The organism is Streptococcus azizii (genome assembly GCF_001984715.1).
GTDB lineage: Bacteria > Bacillota > Bacilli > Lactobacillales > Streptococcaceae > Streptococcus > Streptococcus azizii.
The window spans coordinates 92,729-110,769 of the sequence record NZ_MSPR01000004.1 but is presented as its reverse complement, the minus strand read 5'-3'; the positions used below and the strand labels follow the sequence as shown (position 1 = coordinate 110,769).

The following is an 18,041-nucleotide window of genomic DNA, read 5'->3' as shown; positions in this document are numbered from 1 at the left end:
ACTGAGCTACTTAGCCCGTCGAAACAGCAATGAGCAGACACTGGAAGAGTCTCCTTATTTATAAATAGATGTTTTGAAATCATCTGTTTGACGTAGATAGGCCTTATAAATTTTAGATTTTAATAAGTGAACCCAGCTAGCTGGTGTATGCGATGTGGTTCGGTCAATATTTGACGCATCTGTTACCATCGCTGCATCCATTAAGTCTTGTAGTTGTTGCACCGATGTAATGGTCACCTCTTTGGTTGAATTCGGCACACCTAGTTCATACTGAATCGTGATTGGTTTTAAGGATGGGGCCTTTGCAACACGTTCTGCATACATTGCCTTTTTAAACTCAGCCCACGTGCCATACTCTTGGTTAAAGACTTTATCAAATACTAAATTATCCGTAATCAATCCGACATATCGCTGGAACCAATTTGACCAGGTGCGACTACCACTATTTAGAGCTTCCTGACCATACTGATTCGATACATACGGTAGGAACCCATCTTTATAGCCCTTCGCCGCCCAAAGCTCAAAGGCCATCCGTTTAAACATGATATCACCAGGAGCCCCCTTCTCATTGGACAAGGCTGCATAGATAGGCGATAACATGGAAATTCCATAATAACTGTTGCGGGCAGGCTCTGCCTCATCATAGTATGACCGTCGATTGATTATATTCCGATCCACCAAATCATCTAAGGTTTGAAGGGAGGCTACTTCATTGTCAGCTAAACGTCTAATTTTATTGCCCGCATGTGTTTGATTGCCATCCCTATCAGTGATGTATTTGTTTTCAATGACACGCAACCATTTTTTCTTCACATCATCGGACTGTTTTAAGAGTGAGCTTGCTTCTAGATAATCCAAGGTATAGATAACATCAAACATGCGGGTGATGTATTGGTCGACATCTGCCATACTTTGATAGCGCTCCAAAGGATTTGCCGCATGGTATCTATCTGCATCATCAACAGGCTCTTTAAACATCGTATTGAGGCCGATGATAGACGAGCTTTTTCCAACAGACTCTAACAAGCCAAAGGCAAACAACTCTGCACCCAGCCCTTCTCGACGATGCAAATTATTAAAGAAGGCTGTCCCATCTAGGTTATGAGTCATTTCATGCGTAAAGGTCTGAGACCCTGCCTTATCCAAGACACCATATGCAACAAAGTGGATCACAACTCCCGTTGCATAGGCTGCAGAGCCATTACTGAGATAATAGCGACCAACCGGTCCAAAGAATCCTTGAATGGAAGCATCTTTATCATGCAGTGTCCGCCAAGACGATCCTCCAGAAGCATTGGCATAATTAAATCCGTCATAGGTCAAAATAGTGGCAAACAGCTTATCTTTGGCTGAATCCTCTAAAATGTTATACCAAATATCAAAATAATCCCGTTGCCAGATTGCAGCAGTATTGACACGCTCTCTCATATAGGCCTTAAACTCATCGCCAGTTAGTGACGTGGCATTCTTATAGCGTTCATAGCCACCAAAGGAAATACCGGCCATATTTGACATCACAAAGACACTCTCATCCGGTAATGTCAATAGGGGTAGTAGCATATTCCGATGGAACCATCTATCACTCGCAATGGTATCGTAGACACCCACAGAATAGCGATTATTTTTTTGACCGTAGGCTGCATCTTGTTTTTGACGTGCTTCTTCAACACCCGATACTGTTTCTACGATATAGGCCTTACTATTTTCTTTCAACCACTCATTGTTCGATTTTGTTGGTAAAAATAGTTGGCGGTAATTTTCAACATAATCAAAGAGTGTCTTATTCGGCTTGGCAGTGCTGATGACATTATCAAATGCCTGAACATTATTTGAAGCCCTTAATAGATCAAAGCCAACATTTCCCAAACGGATGATATGGTCAATTGTCGATACGGATTGGTTGCCAAAGAAGTCTAATTTATAGGCTGACAAATCTTTGACGTTCATCGCACCATAATTGATATTGTACCACTTGTTTAAATAAGTTAATCCCAAAAGAAACGGTGTAGCATTGGTCTTTATTTTTTCAATCAGGGCCTCCTTGACTGCTCCTTCTGGAAGGTTAATCGCCGCATCCGTTGATAAGACCTTTCTCAACTCTTGCGCTAAGTTTGCCTTGACAGTAGTAAATGTGCTGTCTAGGTACAAATCCTGAATCGATTTTGTTGTATCGTTTTCTTGAATCTTCAAGGTTTGACGGACTGCTTGTGAGTCCAATTCAATCGCTGATAGGGTTGGTAGCACAGCATCAATGACTTCTGAATAGCTATCTACCAAGACCTCTGGTGTATATAGTAGAGGAGTTCCTACAATACTATACTCTGCTATCCGATTATTTTTGAAGTCCCCTTTGTAGGCGAGGTCCAGATATTCTATCGTATTGTCATCATAGTGGAGCAGCAGGCGATTGATTGCCGTCTTATGAGTATGAATATCTAAAATTGCTTGATGATCGATCATTGGCACAACATCACGCAAACTGGTTTGATACAATTTTTGTGAAGCTAGGATCTGATTTCCCATGCGCACAATGTACTCTTTATTATAAAACGGCAGAAGTTTTTCTGTATTATGGTAGGCTATGGTCCGCTCTGCCCTTGCGTTTTCTACCATAGTGTAGTCCGCCCGATACTGGTTCAGTCGCTCCGACCTGTTGGCAGACTTAGGAAGATAAAATACAGCGTTATCCTGATAGCTTCCTTGCTCATCTTGGACTAATTCTGGCAAGGCAACGCGGACCTTATAGACAGGCAGGCCATTTTTTTCTTCTTCACTACTAGTCGTAATTGGTAACCACAGGGGCTTGCCGCTGGTGGATAAGACTTTGATAAAGTGTGTCTGAAGGTTGTCCTCCCTTAGATGTGGCTCAGTCTGTAACTGATAGGTATCACCAACCTTTTTATACAACTCAACACTGCTAATATCTCTAAATTCGATCTTCTTATACTCTAGTTCAACGGTGGTCGATTGTTGAATATCGCTCTGTGCACCGCTTCCTAGATCGTAGGTAAGCTCTGTTTTAAGGGTGTAGGGGGTAAAATACTCTAGATTTCCGATAGTCAGCGGCGCATGAACATCTGTAATCGCAATATCACGAACCAAGACATCTCCCTTATACAGCTTGACCTTAGCCGATTGATAGGTCTGACTTGGATCACTCAAGGTAAAGGTCATGGACACCGACCTAGTATCTTCATTTTTAGTGAGCGTGGACACGGTCATTGTCGGTGGCTGTTTTACCTTCGAGCCTACTTTAACAATCTTATCTCTTGCCGGTTGGATAGCTATCGTTGGACTACCTGCAATGACTTGACCTGTCTGTGCATCTACTGTATAGGTTGTCGTAGTCGTTTTTGTCCCATTTTCTCCAGGCTGCTCTACAACCTCCTGCCCTTGTTCCAAGGTATCATCCGTTATTCGACGCTCACTGTATGGTACAACTTCTGTGATGACGGTCGGTTTCGTTCCCACTGCAACCTGCCGTGTAACGGGGAGTATCGTTATGGTTTCACGGATAAGGGTGCCTGTACCTACTTGCGTAACTACTAGCTTTTCCCCTGCTTGTCCAGCCTCTACCTCTACCGTCTGACCAAGATCCAGAGTCTCATCAGCTGAATAGACCGTTTCAAATGGTAGCATCGTACGCGTTTCAACTTCGCCTACCTTACTCCCCACCTTCACCACTCTATCGACAGCAGGTACCTCGGTGACTAGGGGAGCATTCGCCGTCACTTGACCTGTTGCTTGATCCAGCGTATAGGTAATAGTGGTGGTTTTTATCCCATTTTGACCAACCTGTTCCACCACTTCTTGCCCCTGTTCTAGGGTATCATCTGCAATGCGCTGCTCGTTATAGGGAACTTCTTCTGTTGTGACAGTCGGCTTTACACCAACAGCGACTCTATGATGGATAGGTTCTTTAATGACCGTCTCATGGAGAACCTCATTTGTATCTGCTTGTCTAGCAACAACTTTTTCTCCTACTTGTCCGACTTGTAAGTCCCTGGTTTGACCAGGTAATAGGCTATCATCCGCTTCGTACAGAGTGGTAAACGGGAGCTCTACTCGGGTTTCGATTGCGTTGATTTTCGTCCCCACCTTGACGACTCGATCAAGGGCAGGTTCCTCGGTGACTACGGGGTCGTTCGGAGTCACTTGACCTGTTGCTTGATCCAGTACATAGGTTACGGTGGTCGTTTTTACTCCATTTCGACCAGCCTGTTCCACCACTTCCTGTCCTTGTGATAGGGTCTCGTCTTCTATCCGTTGTTCACGATACGGAATCTCTTCTCTTGTGACAGACGGCTGTGTCCCTACCACTACTACTCGCTGAATCGGCGCTTTTGTGAGCCGTTCACTAATGACTTCCGTCGTATCTACATAGGTAGTAATTGTTTTTTCACCGCTTTGTCCCGCCTGCACTTCTTTTAATTGCCCATAAGGCATCGTATCATCTGATTCATACACTGTATCAAATGGTACCGTCTCTAGTTGCGAAGCGGTTTGACGCTTATCCTCCTCTTGAGGACTTGGTTGCGGCTCATCAAGTGGCGGTAGGGGGTGCTGTGACGGGCTGGATTTGATGTACCCGACATAGTGATAATTCGGAATATCTAGCGGGGTTGGTGCCTGTCCAGAGTCGCTAACGGATAGCGTTTGGTTATAGCTTGCCAGCGCATGGCTTGAGAGAGCAAGGGCACTAGGTGGCAGAAGAGAGCTCCCTAAAATAGTGACCAATAACACAGAGGTTATTTTTCTTTGCCTATTTTTACCAACAGCAACTCCTACCAGCATGAACAATACTGCAGCCGAAGAAAGGAGTAATGAATAATCACTTCCTGTAGACGGTAATATAGTTGCCACCCTAGCCTTCGTTGGTCGATAGATTAAGTAATAGGTCGCCTCTTCTTCCTGTTCTAACTTTGGCAACTCTTTGACAATTCGTTGCTTTTCTTCCTCTGTCAACTCCTCTTCACTTACATACTGATAGTTTACTGTATGCGTCTTTTGCTCACTCGCCAATACCGGACTAGCCTGAAATGACACCAGCATACATCCAATGACAGCTGGCACCAAGCCCACAGACAGCTTCCTCAACGAAAAGCGCTTACATTTTTCTATTTTCATAAACACCCCCACATAATATTCTTCAGTGCTATTGTACCATACATTATCCCATCCGTGAACAAGTTTGTGAAAAAAATGCCCAGCAAAACGCTGAGCAACACTACGGAGCGACTGATGGTTGGAGACAGGGGCGAGTGAATGGGTACCGAACCGAAAGCAAGTTATACTCTTTAAAAATCAAAAGGATACTTCGTCAACTTGCCTTGGTGAACGCTAGTTCTACCTTCGGCTTCGTTTCCTAGTCTACTTTTGATTTTTATTGAGTATTAGGTTCATGGAGAAAGGCAGACTCCATCTCAGAGTAGATACGCTTCACTCCTTCATTCATTTCACGAACCCAGCCAAACTCTGTGAGTGATTGATTAAATTTCTCCGCCAATCCCCTTAAATGTCTCAACTAAGTCAACAATTTTTTCAAAAACAGTCTGCTTTTTGGTACGGTATTGCGGGTTAAGTGGACTCATCTTGGGTAGCGCCTCATTAAGGGCATTCCCGTTTTCACTAGCATATTCATGTTTGAGGGAGGTTTGGATATAGCGTTTGGCACTTTCTTGGTTCAATCCTTCTGTCTCAATCAAGTCAGCCACTGCTTCTTTCTGCCTTTGACGGGCAAATGTATAAAATTGTTCCAAAATATCTGACTTATCGGCAAAACTATCTAAATCACTATCATGAATAAAATCAACAATTAACCCTTCCTTAGCCCGATGACCTAGACTTGCACGGATGGTTCGTGTGACTTCTTCGATGACTTGGTCCTTACCAGACACTTTTTGATTGGTCTCAAAAATCAACTCTAGAATGTAATCCAAATTGATTTCCTGCGATTTCAGCAACTCTACTTCAAAAACGACTGAATCCCAATCAATAGTAGACTCAGCATCTTGTTGATTGCGACGTTCACTATCATACCAGGACTTGATATCATTATAGACTGATCGATAATCTTGAATCTCACGCATACTTGGGATATTGAGCTGTGAGAATTCTGCTAGAGTCTCATCATCTAGATGAAAACGTTCTTTAAAGATTTCCACAGCTGCTACATCCGTCATATCTAGCTCTTGCAAGACCTGCAAACTCATAAAGTCATCATAGTTTTGCAAGATATTATCCAAGCGTAAGAACTGACCAAATAAGGTCACAAACTCTTTCTTATCACTTTCTTTGACAATCTCAGAGGGATTTGGAAACCTTTCTTGCAATTCTTGAACAACAGCTAAATAACCTTTTTGCTCTTCTCCAGCTTCTACATAACCATTCATATAGTCCTGATAAGAACGTTCCAGCAAAATATCTACCGTTTCCGTCTTCCCGAACAGTTTAATGGCTTCTGTCGTTGCCTCCTCCAAATCACGAAAGGTCACAATATTCCCAAAGGTCTTAGTCGCATTGTAAATTCGATTGGTCCGTGAAAAAGCCTGAATAAGCCCATGATAGCGTAGGTTTTTGTCCACAAAAAGGGTATTCAGCGTCGGCGCATCAAAACCTGTTAGAAACATACCAACGACAATCAGCAGGTCTACCTCCCCAGATTTAACCCGCTTGGCCAAATCACGGTAATAGTTTTGAAACTCATTCCCATTGATACTAAAATTAGTCTGAAAAAGCTGATTATAGTCAGAAATAGCTCCACTCAAAAATTCCTTGCTATCGATGTCTTCCAGATCAGTAGGACTGAACGTCTCGTCATCAATCTCTCCAATGGCAGCCTGCTCCCCATTTACTGCATAGGAGAAAATGGTCGCAATCTTCAATGGCTTGTCCTTCCCAGCTTGCTGAGCTTGCAATTCTTTGTAGTAATCCTTAGCCGCATCAACACTTGACACGGCAAACATGGCGTTAAAGCCTTTGCCGTTTTGCCTATGTGTCTTTTGAGTAAAGTGATCTAAAATATATGTTGAAATCTCTGCAATCCGTGTCGGATGGCGCAAGAGTTCTTTATTTTCTGCCGCGGATAATTTTTCCAAATCTTGCTCCGTTTCAATCGACTTGAACCGGGGACGGACATCATTATAATCCACCTTAAATTTCAAAACCTTTTGGTCACGAATAGCATCGGTAATGACATAGGCGTGCAGCTCACGACCAAAGACAGACGCCGTATTAAAGGCTGAAATAGCGTTTCCCTTTCGCACAATCTTGCCATCACTGTCGTATTTATCAGGGAAAATCGGTGTCCCCGTGAAGCCAAACTGACAGTACTTCTTAAATTTTTGTTTCAAGCGTCTTTGTGCCTCACCAAACTGAGAGCGATGGCACTCATCAAAGATAAATACCACCTGCTTGTTGTAAATCTCATGTTGCGCTTCGCTAGACATAAAGTTATTCAGTTTCTGAATGGTCGTCACGACAATCTTATTATCATCTTTTTCGATATTACGCTTCAGTCCAGCGGTACTATTTGACCCATTGACAGAGTCTGGGGAAAAGCGCTGATACTCTTTCATGGTCTGGTAATCCAGGTCCTTACGGTCGACCACAAAGAAGACCTTATCCACCTCGTCCATCTCCGTTGCAAGTCTTGCCGCCTTAAAACTAGTCAAGGTCTTGCCTGATCCTGTGGTATGCCAAATATAGCCACCTGTCTCAGGACCACTTTTAATCTTTGACGCAATGGAGGATTTTATCTTCCAGATGATTCGCTCTGTTGCTGCAATCTGATAGGGACGCATGATTAAAAGGGTATCATTCACATCAAATACAGAATAGTTGATGAGAATATTCAACAGGGTCTCCTTGCTCAAAAAGGTGGCTGTAAAGTCTTTTAAATCCTTAATCGGCTCATTGTTTTTCAAGGCCCAGTTCATAGTAAAGTCAAAGGAATTCTTTTCTCGCTTGGTGGTATTGGCAAAATAGCGGGTATCTGTCCCATTTGAAATGATAAAGAGCTGCAGATATTTGAAAAGGGAATTTTCTTCGTTAAAGCTCTCTTTACTATAACGATGTACTTGGTTAAAGGCCTCACGAATGGCCACTCCCCGCTTTTTCAGCTCAATTTGTACCAAGGGTAACCCATTGACCAACAAAGTCACATCATAGCGATTGGCATGAGTCCCCGTCTGCTTCAGCTGATTGATGACCTGTACTGTATTGCGACTAATCTTTTTCTTATCCCAGAGATAGATATTTTCGATATGACCGTCATCAAAAATGAAGTCGTAGATATGATTATCGTGAAGTTTTCGAGTACGGTCAATTAAGCTATCACTAGGCTTATGCAGGTATTCGTCTAAAAAACGCTGCCACTCACTATTCGAAAAACTGACAGCATTAAGCCTTTCTAATTGCTTTCTCAGATTCAGCAAGAGCGCCTCTGGTGTCGTCACATAATTGAGGTATTCATAGCCCTGTTGCTGCAAATCAGCAATCAGCTCCCGCTCCAAATCAGCCTCCGTCTGATACGACCCAGCCTGTTCAGATTTGGTGTACTTTTCTAAGACAATAAAATGATTGGACTCCAAAATCGGGTCTGTTTGAGTGATGGTAGACATGCTTACTCCTTATAAAAATGGTATCGTTCTATAAAATCTTCAAAAAGATATTTTAGCATTTGTTTATGCTGGTCATTTAGAGTTATAACTTCTTCAGCAGAATGTTTAGAGTGACTTGAAAAATCTAAAATCCTCTTTTTATAAGCGTTTCGAACCCCGTCATTTGAACCCTCTGGAAACAATTCTTTCCAATCCTTATAGCCCAAAAAGGTAGACGTCTTTTCATAAAGATTTCTTAGAAAATTAAAATGAAATTTTTGAATGTTGTTATTCTGTATAGCTTGAGTAAGTTGCTCACATAGAAACAAATGGTAGGCGAAAGGAGAGTCTTTGCGCTGAGTATGGAGTTGGTAAGTGCCATCTTCTAGCTTTTCCAATCTATGCTTGCCTGCATTTCCAAATTCATTATGTAAGACATTGTAAAACAACGGATTATGGGTTGTAATAATAAATTTCAATCCTAACCTTTCATTATTACTTTCCTTAATAAGACCAGCTAAATTTGAAGCTACTTCTATTAGATGATTTTCATCTAAAGATGAAACAGGATCATCAATAAAAATATATTCTAGATTATCAAAGTCTCTAGTACTCCGTTCCTCTGGCTCAACAATTTTTCGTTCATTAATCACCAACTCCAACAAAGTATAAAAGATAGACCATATAAAATTACTCTCTTCACCTTTAGAAAGTTTTACTTGCTCATGGCTTTCTTCATTTCCTCTTTGGAAGGTAAAAACAATCTGATTGTTCGCCAAGTCAAAGCTAGGATTCAGCTTATCATCTGTATAATGCTGAAAATTTGAAATAATATTCTGATCCTGTCCTTGCTCTTCAATCACCCATGATATAAAAGAATTTGCCTGTATCTTCAACCGATAATCCTGATTCGTTTCAAGGTCGTTATCCCAATAAAACAAATCTTCTGTAAAAGCATTGTAATAAAGAATCTTATCTCTCGTAAGGCTATCACCCTCGGCCTCTGCATGAACCAACTTAGCAAATGCCTTGGATAACCTAGTTTTCCCTGTGCCATTAAAGGCATAAATCAACTGTACAGCTTTAGAGGACTGCCTTAGCTCTTCAGCGATTTCTTCCAGTTTTTTCCCCATACTATTTCCTTATCCATTATCTAAAATCTCAATAGCCTATCCCTAAAATATTCATATTGCTTCTGTCGTTGCTCAATCTCCTTGGGCAACCCCTGGGATAAATCAGATGTTAAGGTATCGAATTTATCGAGGATAGAGACAAGACGGTCTTGTTCAGTAAGGGATGGAAGAATTATACTTATTTTCTCAATATTTTTCGGATAAAATTCAATAACCTTCGTGCCTACAACTAATTTTTCTTTTTGAATTTGAAAATCCCTCGTTGTAAAATAATATGCTAAATACTTGGGATTTTGTTCAGTATGTAGAACACAAGAATGCCCTCCAACCCCCACTTCATTACTACCCTCCCATACAAGCGCCTTTCCCACATCTTCCACATTTTCAGATGTGGTTGCCATGATAATATCGTACGGTTGAGCCTTTTTCAACTTGTCAAAAACTGTCTTTTCTGCAAAGGATATCGTTTCTTTCGTTGAAAAACCATAACGCGTGTAGATTTGTCCATAATGAATAACCGGATAGCCCTCCTCGACAAAATCTTTCTTCTGGAGACCATTACCACGTGTAAAGTCGCAAATAGCTCCCAATGACACCCGTATTGGTCCAAAGACCCATTGGAGGAGCCTGATGAAGTCGGAATGCCCCAACTCCTCTACTCTACTCTACTCTCAGCATACACGCCTTCGGCGGTGAATGTCAAGAGTTTTTCTCTAAAAAATTCATATTGTTTTTGACGTAGTGCGATCTCCTTGGGGAGTCCGATTTTTAAATCATTACAAACCGTGTCAAAGTTATCAAGGACTTGAACAATGCGAGATTGGATATGAAGAGGTGGGAGGGGAATTTTTGTTTTTTCAATATTTCCATTGTAAAGTCTACTAATTGTACCTCCGTTTGAAACTTGCCAAGGATTCATTTGATAAAAATAGAATAAGTAACGATTCAAAACTTGACTTTCATCGTGCTCTAGCCAAACAATGTTAGAATCTTGAAAATATGAATCTTCACCATTAAAAACAACCGTCCTACCGATTGTTCCTGAAGCGGAGATTAATATATCACCTAATTTAGGATAAGAAAATTTTTCCTTATAGTTTTCAAATAGCTCTCGCGAAATATAAGCTGTAGCCTCTTTTCCAAATGTACCAATCTTATAAAAAGGTATCTCTCCAACTTCAGATGTCTGATTTTTCAATATTCTCTTACACATCGAAACTTTGCCAACTTCCCCTAATGTCTTCCATTCCACCTGATAGACATCATCCTCAAAAGAGAGGAGCTTATCCCGACAGTAGGAATATTGCTGTTTACGGAACGTAAGTTCCGCCGTAAGTTCCGTAACATATTTTGTGAATTTGTCAAGTATTTGCACGATTTCTTCTTGAATTTTTAGAGGAGGGAGAGGGATTTGAAAAGTTTTCATCTTTGATAAAGAAATTATTGGAAAACTCCCCTCACTTACCCCTTTCTTCATATCATCACTAAGAATCTGCATATAGTAAAATAAAAATTTAATATCCAAAGTCTTTTTATATAAAGCCTTAGGAATGACCGCTGTAATCTGTTGGTTGCATAAAAATGGAACCATTATGAGAGCAACTTCTCCAATCGTTGCAGTTGTTGAAACAATAACTGACTTGGCTGGAAATATTTTTCCATTTTTAATAGCAGCATCAGTGACATGTTGTATAGCATCAGAAAGAACTCGACCATTTTTCCTAATGTCTTCTAGTCGAAACCATGGTACACTTCCATTTTTCCAAAATTCTACCTTAGCTTTTGAAGGCGTATAACCATTCTTTAATTCACACACTTCCCCTAACTCTTTCCATTCTACACCATTAGGGCAGTGTTCTGCCAGCATCTCTTCAATCTTAGTCATGGTTCCTCTCCCCCTTCTTGGCAAGCTGTTCTAAGTTTTTCAATTCAGCCAGATAGTCTTTCTCGACTTGGCTAAGTGTCTTAGCTTGGTATTTGCGGTACTCTGTCGTCACCTTGTCTAACATCTGCTCCCGAGAAACCGTGCCACTCCCCTCTAAGACTTGATCGCCTGTGGCTTTCAAGATACTATTGACATGCGTAATCCAATCTTTCATGGTCATGACGATTTCACGCTCCGCCTGTCTTTCAGCAAAGTCTAAGTATCCTGACACCAACTGATTGAGCCCACGCAGTTCTTTTTCATCCAGATAGTTCTTAGCCACTTGCGCTTCTTTTAGGGTCGGCAATTCTCCTTTAAAAGTGGTCAAACCCAGAAAAGCCTTCTCACTATCCACACGGTCAACAATCAACTCACTTGCGGTATGCTGATGGATGGCATAGTGCATCTTATTTTGCACCGTGGCAAAAAAGGCTTGCGCTTCAGGACTGTTGGCACTGTAGTCACTGGATGTAGCAAACAAATCCAAAACTTGACGATAAAAAACTTTTTCACTAGAACGGATGTCTCTGATACGTGCCAACAGTTCTTTGAAATAGCTGCCACCTATATTTTTTAGGCGGTTATCGTCCATGGCAAAGCCCTTAATCAGGTATTCCTTGAGAACCGTTGAGGCATAAATTCTAAATTGCACCCCACGCGGCGAACGCACTCGATAGCCAATGGCTAGAATCATATCCAAATTATAAGAGGCTGTCTTATAGTTTTTTCCATCACCGGCAGTTGTCAACTGATAGTTGACAACTGAACTTTCCTCTAATTCACCATCCTTAAAAATAGCCTTGATGTGCTTACTAATGTTTTGCTTACTAGTTTGAAAGAGCTCAGCTAGTTCCATCTGTGTCAGCCAGACAGTGCCATTATCCAGATGAAGTTCAATGGCTGATTTCCCATCGTCTGTCCGATAAATAATCACTTCATTAGCCATGACTCAACTCCTCGACAATCTGGTCAATCTCAGCCCGCAGACGGTCGATGTTTTTGACCGTTTCTGCGATTTTCTTGTTCAAGTCATCAATATCAATCTTCTCTCGGGTATCCTCTTTCTCCACGTAGGTAGAGACAGAGAGATTGTAGTCCGCTTCTGCGATTTTCTCTTGGGAAATGAGCTTGGCAAAATAGTCTTCGTTTTCTTTATTTGCGACACTGGCTAAGATTTTCTCAATATGTTCTTCCTTTAAGACATTATTATTCGTCTCTTTTTTAAACTGCTGACTGGCATCAATAAAAAGAACATCTGTTGTGGGCTTATTTTTCGCTAAAATCAGTATACAGGTCGCAATGGATGTCCCAAAAAAGAGATTGTCTGGCAACTGAATCACCGCCTCTATATAGTTGCTATCTACTAGATACTTGCGAATCTTCTGCTCCGCACCCCCACGATAAAAAATACCAGGAAAGGTGACGATGGCAGCTCGCCCTCTATTGGATAGATAGGATAAGCTGTGCATGATAAAGGCAAAGTCTGCCTTGCTCTTAGGTGCTAGAATGCCCGCCGGTGCAAAGCGGTCATCATTGATAAGGGTCGGGTCGTCACTGCCAATCCACTTGATCGAGTAAGGTGGGTTTGATACAATCGCATCAAAAGGCTTGTCATTGCCATGCTTGGGATCTAGTAAGGTATTGCCTCGTTCGATACTGAACTTATCATAATTGATATTGTGCAAGAACATATTCATGCGTGCTAGGTTATAGGTGGTCATGTTGATTTCTTGACCATAAAAACCATCTTCGATGATATGCTCCGTAAATTGCTTTTTAGCTTGGAGAAGAAGAGAGCCTGACCCACATGCTGGATCATAGATTTTATTGATTTTATTTTTCTCATCCTTACCCAGCATGACAATTCTAGCCAATAGTTTGGATACACTCTGTGGTGTGAAGAATTCCCCACCTGACTTACCAGCATTTGAAGCGTAATTTGAAATCAGGTATTCGTAAGCATCCCCAAAGAGGTCAATCTGATTATCCTCAAAATTTCCAAAGTCAAGACTTGCGATTCCTTCAAGAATAAGTGCCAAGCGTTGATTTCGTTCAGGAACGCTACTACCCAGCTTATTACTCCTGGTATCCACATCATCAAAAAGGCCCTTGATATCGTTTTCGCTAGCATAACCAGCTGCACTATCCTCAATAGCATCAAAAATAGCTTTTAAATCTCTATTTAATTTATCATTGGTTCGTGCTGTTTTGACGACAGTTGAAAAAAGCTGACTAGGCCCAATAAAATAGCCCTTGGTCTTGACGGCATCATCTTTTACCTCTGGCGTAATCAACTCTTCTGGGACCTCTTCATAATTGATAGATTCGTCGCCGCCCTCGATATAGGTCTTAAAATTTTCACTGATAAACCGATAAAACAGAATCCCTAAAATATATTGCTTAAAATCCCAGCCATCTACTGCTCCACGGACATCATCTGCAATCGCCCAGATTTTCCGATGGAGTTCTTGTCTTTGTGCTTGTTCAGACATGTTACTATTCCTCATTATTTTTTAATACCTCCATTATACCATTTTCCCCCTCTATCTCGAACTATTTCTCAAGGGAATTAGGGATTGTCCCGAGATATAAAAAACATCAGCTAAAAAGTATCACTTCTACCTTTTCTAATACTTATTTTTACGATAGTCTGTATACACTGTCCGAGCTCATCAATACCACAAATAATTTTTTAGGCCAATTTTAAATTTCCTGTGTCACAAAAAACACCCCATGGTGGTAACCATGAAGTGTTGTAAAATCTGTATTGTAGCTGGTTCTTAACGTTTTGAGAACTGGCTAGCTTTACGTGCTTTCTTAAGACCTGGTTTCTTACGTTCTACCATACGAGCATCACGTGTGAGAAGACCTGCGCGTTTCAATGAGTCGCGGAAGTCTGGGTCTACTTGAAGAAGGGCGCGAGCGATACCGTGGCGGATAGCTCCTGCTTGACCTGCATAGCCTCCCCCTACAACATTGACCAAAACATCGTAGCTACCCACTGTTGAGGTAACAGCAAATGGTTGGTTGATAACCAAGCGAAGGTCAGCATGTGGGATATACTCTTCTACATCTTTTTTGTTAACAGTGATTTTACCAGTTCCTGGAACAAGGCGAACGCGTGCAACAGCGTTTTTACGACGTCCAGTACCTGCATATTGTGCTTGTGACATACTTTATTTGTTCCTTTCCTTAGATAAGTCCTGAAATATCAAGAACTTCTGGTTTTTGTGCAGCGTGGTTATGCTCAGCACCGACGAATACTTTCAATTTCATCCCTTGAGTGCGTCCAAGGGTATTGTGTGGGAGCATTCCTTTCACTGATTTTTCAATCAAACGAACCGCATTTTTTGAACGAAGCTCACCAGCAGTGATGGACTTCAAGCCACCTGGATACATTGAGTGAGTGTAGTATACTTTATCCGTTGCTTTTTTACCAGTCAATTTTACTTTTTCAGCGTTGATAACAATCACAAAGTCACCTGTATCAGTGTGCGGTGTAAATGTTGGTTTATTTTTTCCACGAAGAACGCTCGCTACAACTGCTGAAAGGCGTCCAAGAGGCACATCAGTAGCGTCCACTACGTACCATTTGCGTTCAACTTCACCTGGCTTAGCCATGTATGTTGTCTTGTTCATGATTTCTCCTATATGAATATCGTTTTTGTTTACGAAGCGGATGTTCCGGTCCGCAGGTTATTTGAAGGGTTCCGGGGCCTTTCAAATGGGGTAAACAATACCGTTTTCCATTATATCAAAAGAAAAGAGAGAAAGTCAAGCCCTACCTTCCCCTTTTTCTTGATTTTGTCACCATTTTTTGCCCGTTTTTTGCTCCCACCTTTCCAAGGAAAGTAAACCTTTGATTACTCCAGCTCTAAATAAGGCAAGGGGCGGTCACTATCTAATGGAACATCTCCAATACTCCTTTCTAAGAGTCCGAACCATTGATTGGAAAATGCTTCAAATGTAAGATTGGCTTCAGGAGTAGCTTGCGCCAATCTGCGACCAAACCATGCCATGGTGGCTTGTTCAAACTGTAACATCGCATATGCGATACATGGCAAACCTGCCCCCTCAAAGTCCGCATGAACAGCTCTTGCAACTTCTGATGCCTGAGGAAGTAGCTGCTGTTCAATCTTATATTGAGCCTCTTCACCCAATTCTTGCCAACGGAGTAGCCGTCCATCCACTTGATAAAACAAGTCAAAGGTCTCTTCGTTTTCTTTAAAATTGACCAGCACAAAAGCCCGCTCTATCTCTTGACTTGCCGCTTTTACAGCGTTGACCAACAATCCCTGCTGCATGGTGTGCCAATACTGTAGAGCTTCCTCTTCAGAGACTGTCTCTCCAATATACATGTCTTCTGCCAGACTTTCCGGGCTAGCTTGACCTGTATTGACCTCTTCAACCTTCTTAAACAATCGTTCAATGAATCCCATGTCTGCTCCTTACTGTATACAACAATATCCATGATCACTCACGCAATCCCAAAATAGAAATAAAACGACATAGTAGGTGCTTATTTTCCAAACTATACTAGCTACTAGCTAGCGAAGAATAGACTGTCCCATTCGGAAATAGGTATGCCGTCTTCCCCTGACTGCCAAGCTGAGAGCCAGTATATTTTCAGGATCTGGCATGCGACCGTAACCCCCATCTCCAATGTGGTGAATATCTGCCCCCACGCGCTTATTGCTCAGACCAAATTCACGAATGGTCTGACTGTCTGCACTTTCTTGACTGGTTCCAATCGTTGACATGACCAAGGCACCTGCTTGCTTGACTCGCTCCACAATCGGTGCTACGATACTTTCCCTCACTCCAGGAACAGTTCCTACTGCTGGTACCAACACGCCGTCTGCACCAGCAGCTACAAAATTGAGCAGGGCTTCTTCGCTAACCACCGCTTCTCCTAGACCTGCCCCGTGCATTTTTCCTGCAAAAATGAGTCCCTTAAAATGCTGAACGGAAAGTCGAATAGCTTCCTCAATCGCAGATAGCGAGACTCCTGTAGACGGATTTCCTGTCAACATAATAAAATCAACACCGAGTTCATTGGCCTTTTGCAGACTCGCTGGGCTGACTCTGCGACCAGCAGGAAGGTGCATCTGCTCATCCATCACCTCTTTTGTCTCATCTACTGGCTCTAAGTTAATCCCAATAGGCCGTCCTGTCAAGCGTTTCAGCTCTGCAATAGGATTGGCACAAGTATAAAAATCCTGAATAACACCAGTAAAGACATCAAATTCATTGAGGACCAACAAGTCACAGCCAAAAGCTGCCATCATCTCTGCATTAGACACTCCGGCAATCAGAGGGGCTGCTGTGACCACTGTTTCCCCTAGTAAAATCCGTCCTTCACTAGCTTGAATACTCTTTTTTAAGTCAGATCTATCCATAGCTTGTATATCACTTGTATAGGCTGATAGTAATCGTTTCATTTGCTTCCTCCTAGAAAACGTTTTCTCATAGTTCTTGAAAGAAAAGCGAATCATCGCTTATCTGTTCCAATGGATAAAATGGCCAGAGAACCTGTCCCTGTATGGCTAGCAATAATAGGACCTAAAGGCGCCATCAGCACTTGCTCCACCTGCTGTTCTGCCAGTAAGGTATCCCGTAAGCGTTCCGCAGCTGCCACATCTCCAGTATAGGCCACCATGACATAGGGATCAGCCAACTGCTCCAGCGTTAGAGACAGCATCTCCCTTATCCCTTTTTTCTTACCTCGAAACTTGGCGAGGGAGACGAGTTTTCCTTCGCTATCGATCGAAATCAAGGGCTTGATATTCGCCAAACCACCGATGAAGGCGGCAGCCTTAGAAAGGCGCCCTCCACGTACCAAGTGCTGCAAATCATCCACCAAGAGATAGGTTCGCACACGGGGAATCAAATCTTTGATGAGAGCAACCGTTTCCGGTAGTAGCAAGCCTGCTTCCCGTGCTTTGGCAGCCTGTAATACTAGGTAAGCCTCTCCCAAGGTAGCTGCTTTGGTATCAATGATCTCAATCACTGCTTCTGGATAGTCAGCCATGACGATTTCCCGCGCCATCACTGCGCTTTGATAGGTACCTGATAAGGCAGCCGAAAAAGCGAGGTACAGGACTGCCTGATTGGCTTTAGCAGTTTTTCTAAACAGGGCTTCAAACTGCCCGACATTGACCTGACTGGTCGTCGGCTGTCCACCTGCTAGCATTTTTTCTAGCAAGACATCACTGGTCAGACAGTTTTCCCCGACAGTTTCATAGACAAGACCATCTAGCTCCACGGTCAAGCCCATCACCGTCAGGTCATATTGTTCAATCCACTCTACTGGTATATCCGCGGTGGAATCGGTCACGATTGTAAACTGAGCCATATATCTCCATTTCTAAGAATCTGTATTCA

The 18,041-nt window shown here is 42.2% G+C and carries 12 protein-coding genes and 1 pseudogene; all 13 read right to left on the bottom strand.

Annotated features, from left to right (window positions below; genetic code table 11):
• Positions 1–54: 54 nt before the first annotated feature.
• On the bottom strand, positions 55–5,127 hold the full coding sequence (locus tag BVE84_RS03555) for a ZmpA/ZmpB/ZmpC family metallo-endopeptidase (protein WP_076995715.1): 5,073 nt from the start codon (positions 5,125–5,127) through the stop codon (positions 55–57).
• Positions 5,128–5,395: 268 nt separating this feature from the next.
• Positions 5,396–5,488 (bottom strand): annotated as a pseudogene (locus tag BVE84_RS03550) (ATP-binding protein); the annotation flags it as partial.
• Between the two features lies 1 nt (position 5,489).
• Positions 5,490–8,621 carry a type I restriction endonuclease subunit R gene (locus BVE84_RS03545; RefSeq protein WP_076995714.1) on the bottom strand — a complete coding sequence of 1,044 codons (3,132 nt, stop codon included), beginning with the start codon at positions 8,619–8,621 and terminating at the stop codon, positions 5,490–5,492.
• Between the two features lie 2 nt (positions 8,622–8,623).
• Entirely contained in the window at positions 8,624–9,733 is a 1,110-nt protein-coding gene (locus BVE84_RS03540; protein WP_076995713.1) for an AAA family ATPase, read from the bottom strand.
• Between the two features lie 20 nt (positions 9,734–9,753).
• On the bottom strand, positions 9,754–10,383 hold the full coding sequence (locus tag BVE84_RS03535) for a restriction endonuclease subunit S (protein WP_228062185.1): 630 nt from the start codon (positions 10,381–10,383) through the stop codon (positions 9,754–9,756).
• Between the two features lie 5 nt (positions 10,384–10,388).
• Positions 10,389–11,618: a restriction endonuclease subunit S gene (locus BVE84_RS03530; RefSeq protein WP_076995712.1), complete on the bottom strand. Its 1,230-nt coding sequence runs from the start codon at positions 11,616–11,618 to the stop codon at positions 10,389–10,391.
• Positions 11,611–12,603 (bottom strand): virulence RhuM family protein, encoded by a 993-nt coding sequence (locus BVE84_RS03525; protein ID WP_076995711.1) that lies wholly within the window; start codon positions 12,601–12,603, stop codon positions 11,611–11,613. Before BVE84_RS03525 ends, BVE84_RS03530 begins: the two co-directional genes overlap by 8 nt.
• Positions 12,596–14,149: a type I restriction-modification system subunit M gene (locus BVE84_RS03520; RefSeq protein ID WP_076995710.1), complete on the bottom strand. Its 1,554-nt coding sequence runs from the start codon at positions 14,147–14,149 to the stop codon at positions 12,596–12,598. The genes BVE84_RS03525 and BVE84_RS03520 overlap by 8 nt, the downstream gene beginning before the upstream one ends.
• A gap of 288 nt (positions 14,150–14,437) precedes the next feature.
• Complete coding sequence (rpsI, locus tag BVE84_RS03515) at positions 14,438–14,830, bottom strand: 30S ribosomal protein S9 (RefSeq protein ID WP_075105055.1); 393 nt, start codon at positions 14,828–14,830, stop codon at positions 14,438–14,440.
• A gap of 19 nt (positions 14,831–14,849) precedes the next feature.
• Complete coding sequence (gene rplM / locus BVE84_RS03510; protein ID WP_076995709.1) at positions 14,850–15,296, bottom strand: 50S ribosomal protein L13; 447 nt, start codon at positions 15,294–15,296, stop codon at positions 14,850–14,852.
• Between the two features lie 224 nt (positions 15,297–15,520).
• Positions 15,521–16,096 carry a hypothetical protein gene (locus tag BVE84_RS03505; protein ID WP_076995708.1) on the bottom strand — a complete coding sequence of 192 codons (576 nt, stop codon included), beginning with the start codon at positions 16,094–16,096 and terminating at the stop codon, positions 15,521–15,523.
• A gap of 108 nt (positions 16,097–16,204) precedes the next feature.
• Positions 16,205–17,098, bottom strand: coding sequence for a DUF7916 family protein (locus BVE84_RS03500; protein WP_076995707.1), 894 nt, complete (start codon positions 17,096–17,098; stop codon positions 16,205–16,207).
• A gap of 50 nt (positions 17,099–17,148) precedes the next feature.
• Positions 17,149–18,012 (bottom strand): DegV family protein, encoded by an 864-nt coding sequence (locus tag BVE84_RS03495; RefSeq protein WP_076995706.1) that lies wholly within the window; start codon positions 18,010–18,012, stop codon positions 17,149–17,151.
• Positions 18,013–18,041: the final 29 nt, after the last annotated feature.

Excerpts from the sequence above, each read along its gene's own strand:
- BVE84_RS03540 (WP_076995713.1), bottom strand. The coding sequence starts at position 9,733 with ATGGGGAAAAAACTGGAAGAAATCGCTGAAGAGCTAAGGCAGTCCTCT.
- BVE84_RS03530 (WP_076995712.1), bottom strand. The coding sequence starts at position 11,618 with ATGACTAAGATTGAAGAGATGCTGGCAGAACACTGCCCTAATGGTGTA.
- BVE84_RS03500 (WP_076995707.1), bottom strand. The coding sequence starts at position 17,098 with ATGAAACGATTACTATCAGCCTATACAAGTGATATACAAGCTATGGAT.
- BVE84_RS03555 (WP_076995715.1), bottom strand. The coding sequence starts at position 5,127 with ATGAAAATAGAAAAATGTAAGCGCTTTTCGTTGAGGAAGCTGTCTGTG.
- BVE84_RS03525 (WP_076995711.1), bottom strand. The coding sequence starts at position 12,603 with ATGGCTAATGAAGTGATTATTTATCGGACAGACGATGGGAAATCAGCC.
- BVE84_RS03495 (WP_076995706.1), bottom strand. The coding sequence starts at position 18,012 with ATGGCTCAGTTTACAATCGTGACCGATTCCACCGCGGATATACCAGTA.
- BVE84_RS03520 (WP_076995710.1), bottom strand. The coding sequence starts at position 14,149 with ATGTCTGAACAAGCACAAAGACAAGAACTCCATCGGAAAATCTGGGCG.
- BVE84_RS03545 (WP_076995714.1), bottom strand. The coding sequence starts at position 8,621 with ATGTCTACCATCACTCAAACAGACCCGATTTTGGAGTCCAATCATTTT.
- rpsI (WP_075105055.1), bottom strand. The coding sequence starts at position 14,830 with ATGTCACAAGCACAATATGCAGGTACTGGACGTCGTAAAAACGCTGTT.
- rplM (WP_076995709.1), bottom strand. The coding sequence starts at position 15,296 with ATGAACAAGACAACATACATGGCTAAGCCAGGTGAAGTTGAACGCAAA.
- BVE84_RS03505 (WP_076995708.1), bottom strand. The coding sequence starts at position 16,096 with ATGGGATTCATTGAACGATTGTTTAAGAAGGTTGAAGAGGTCAATACA.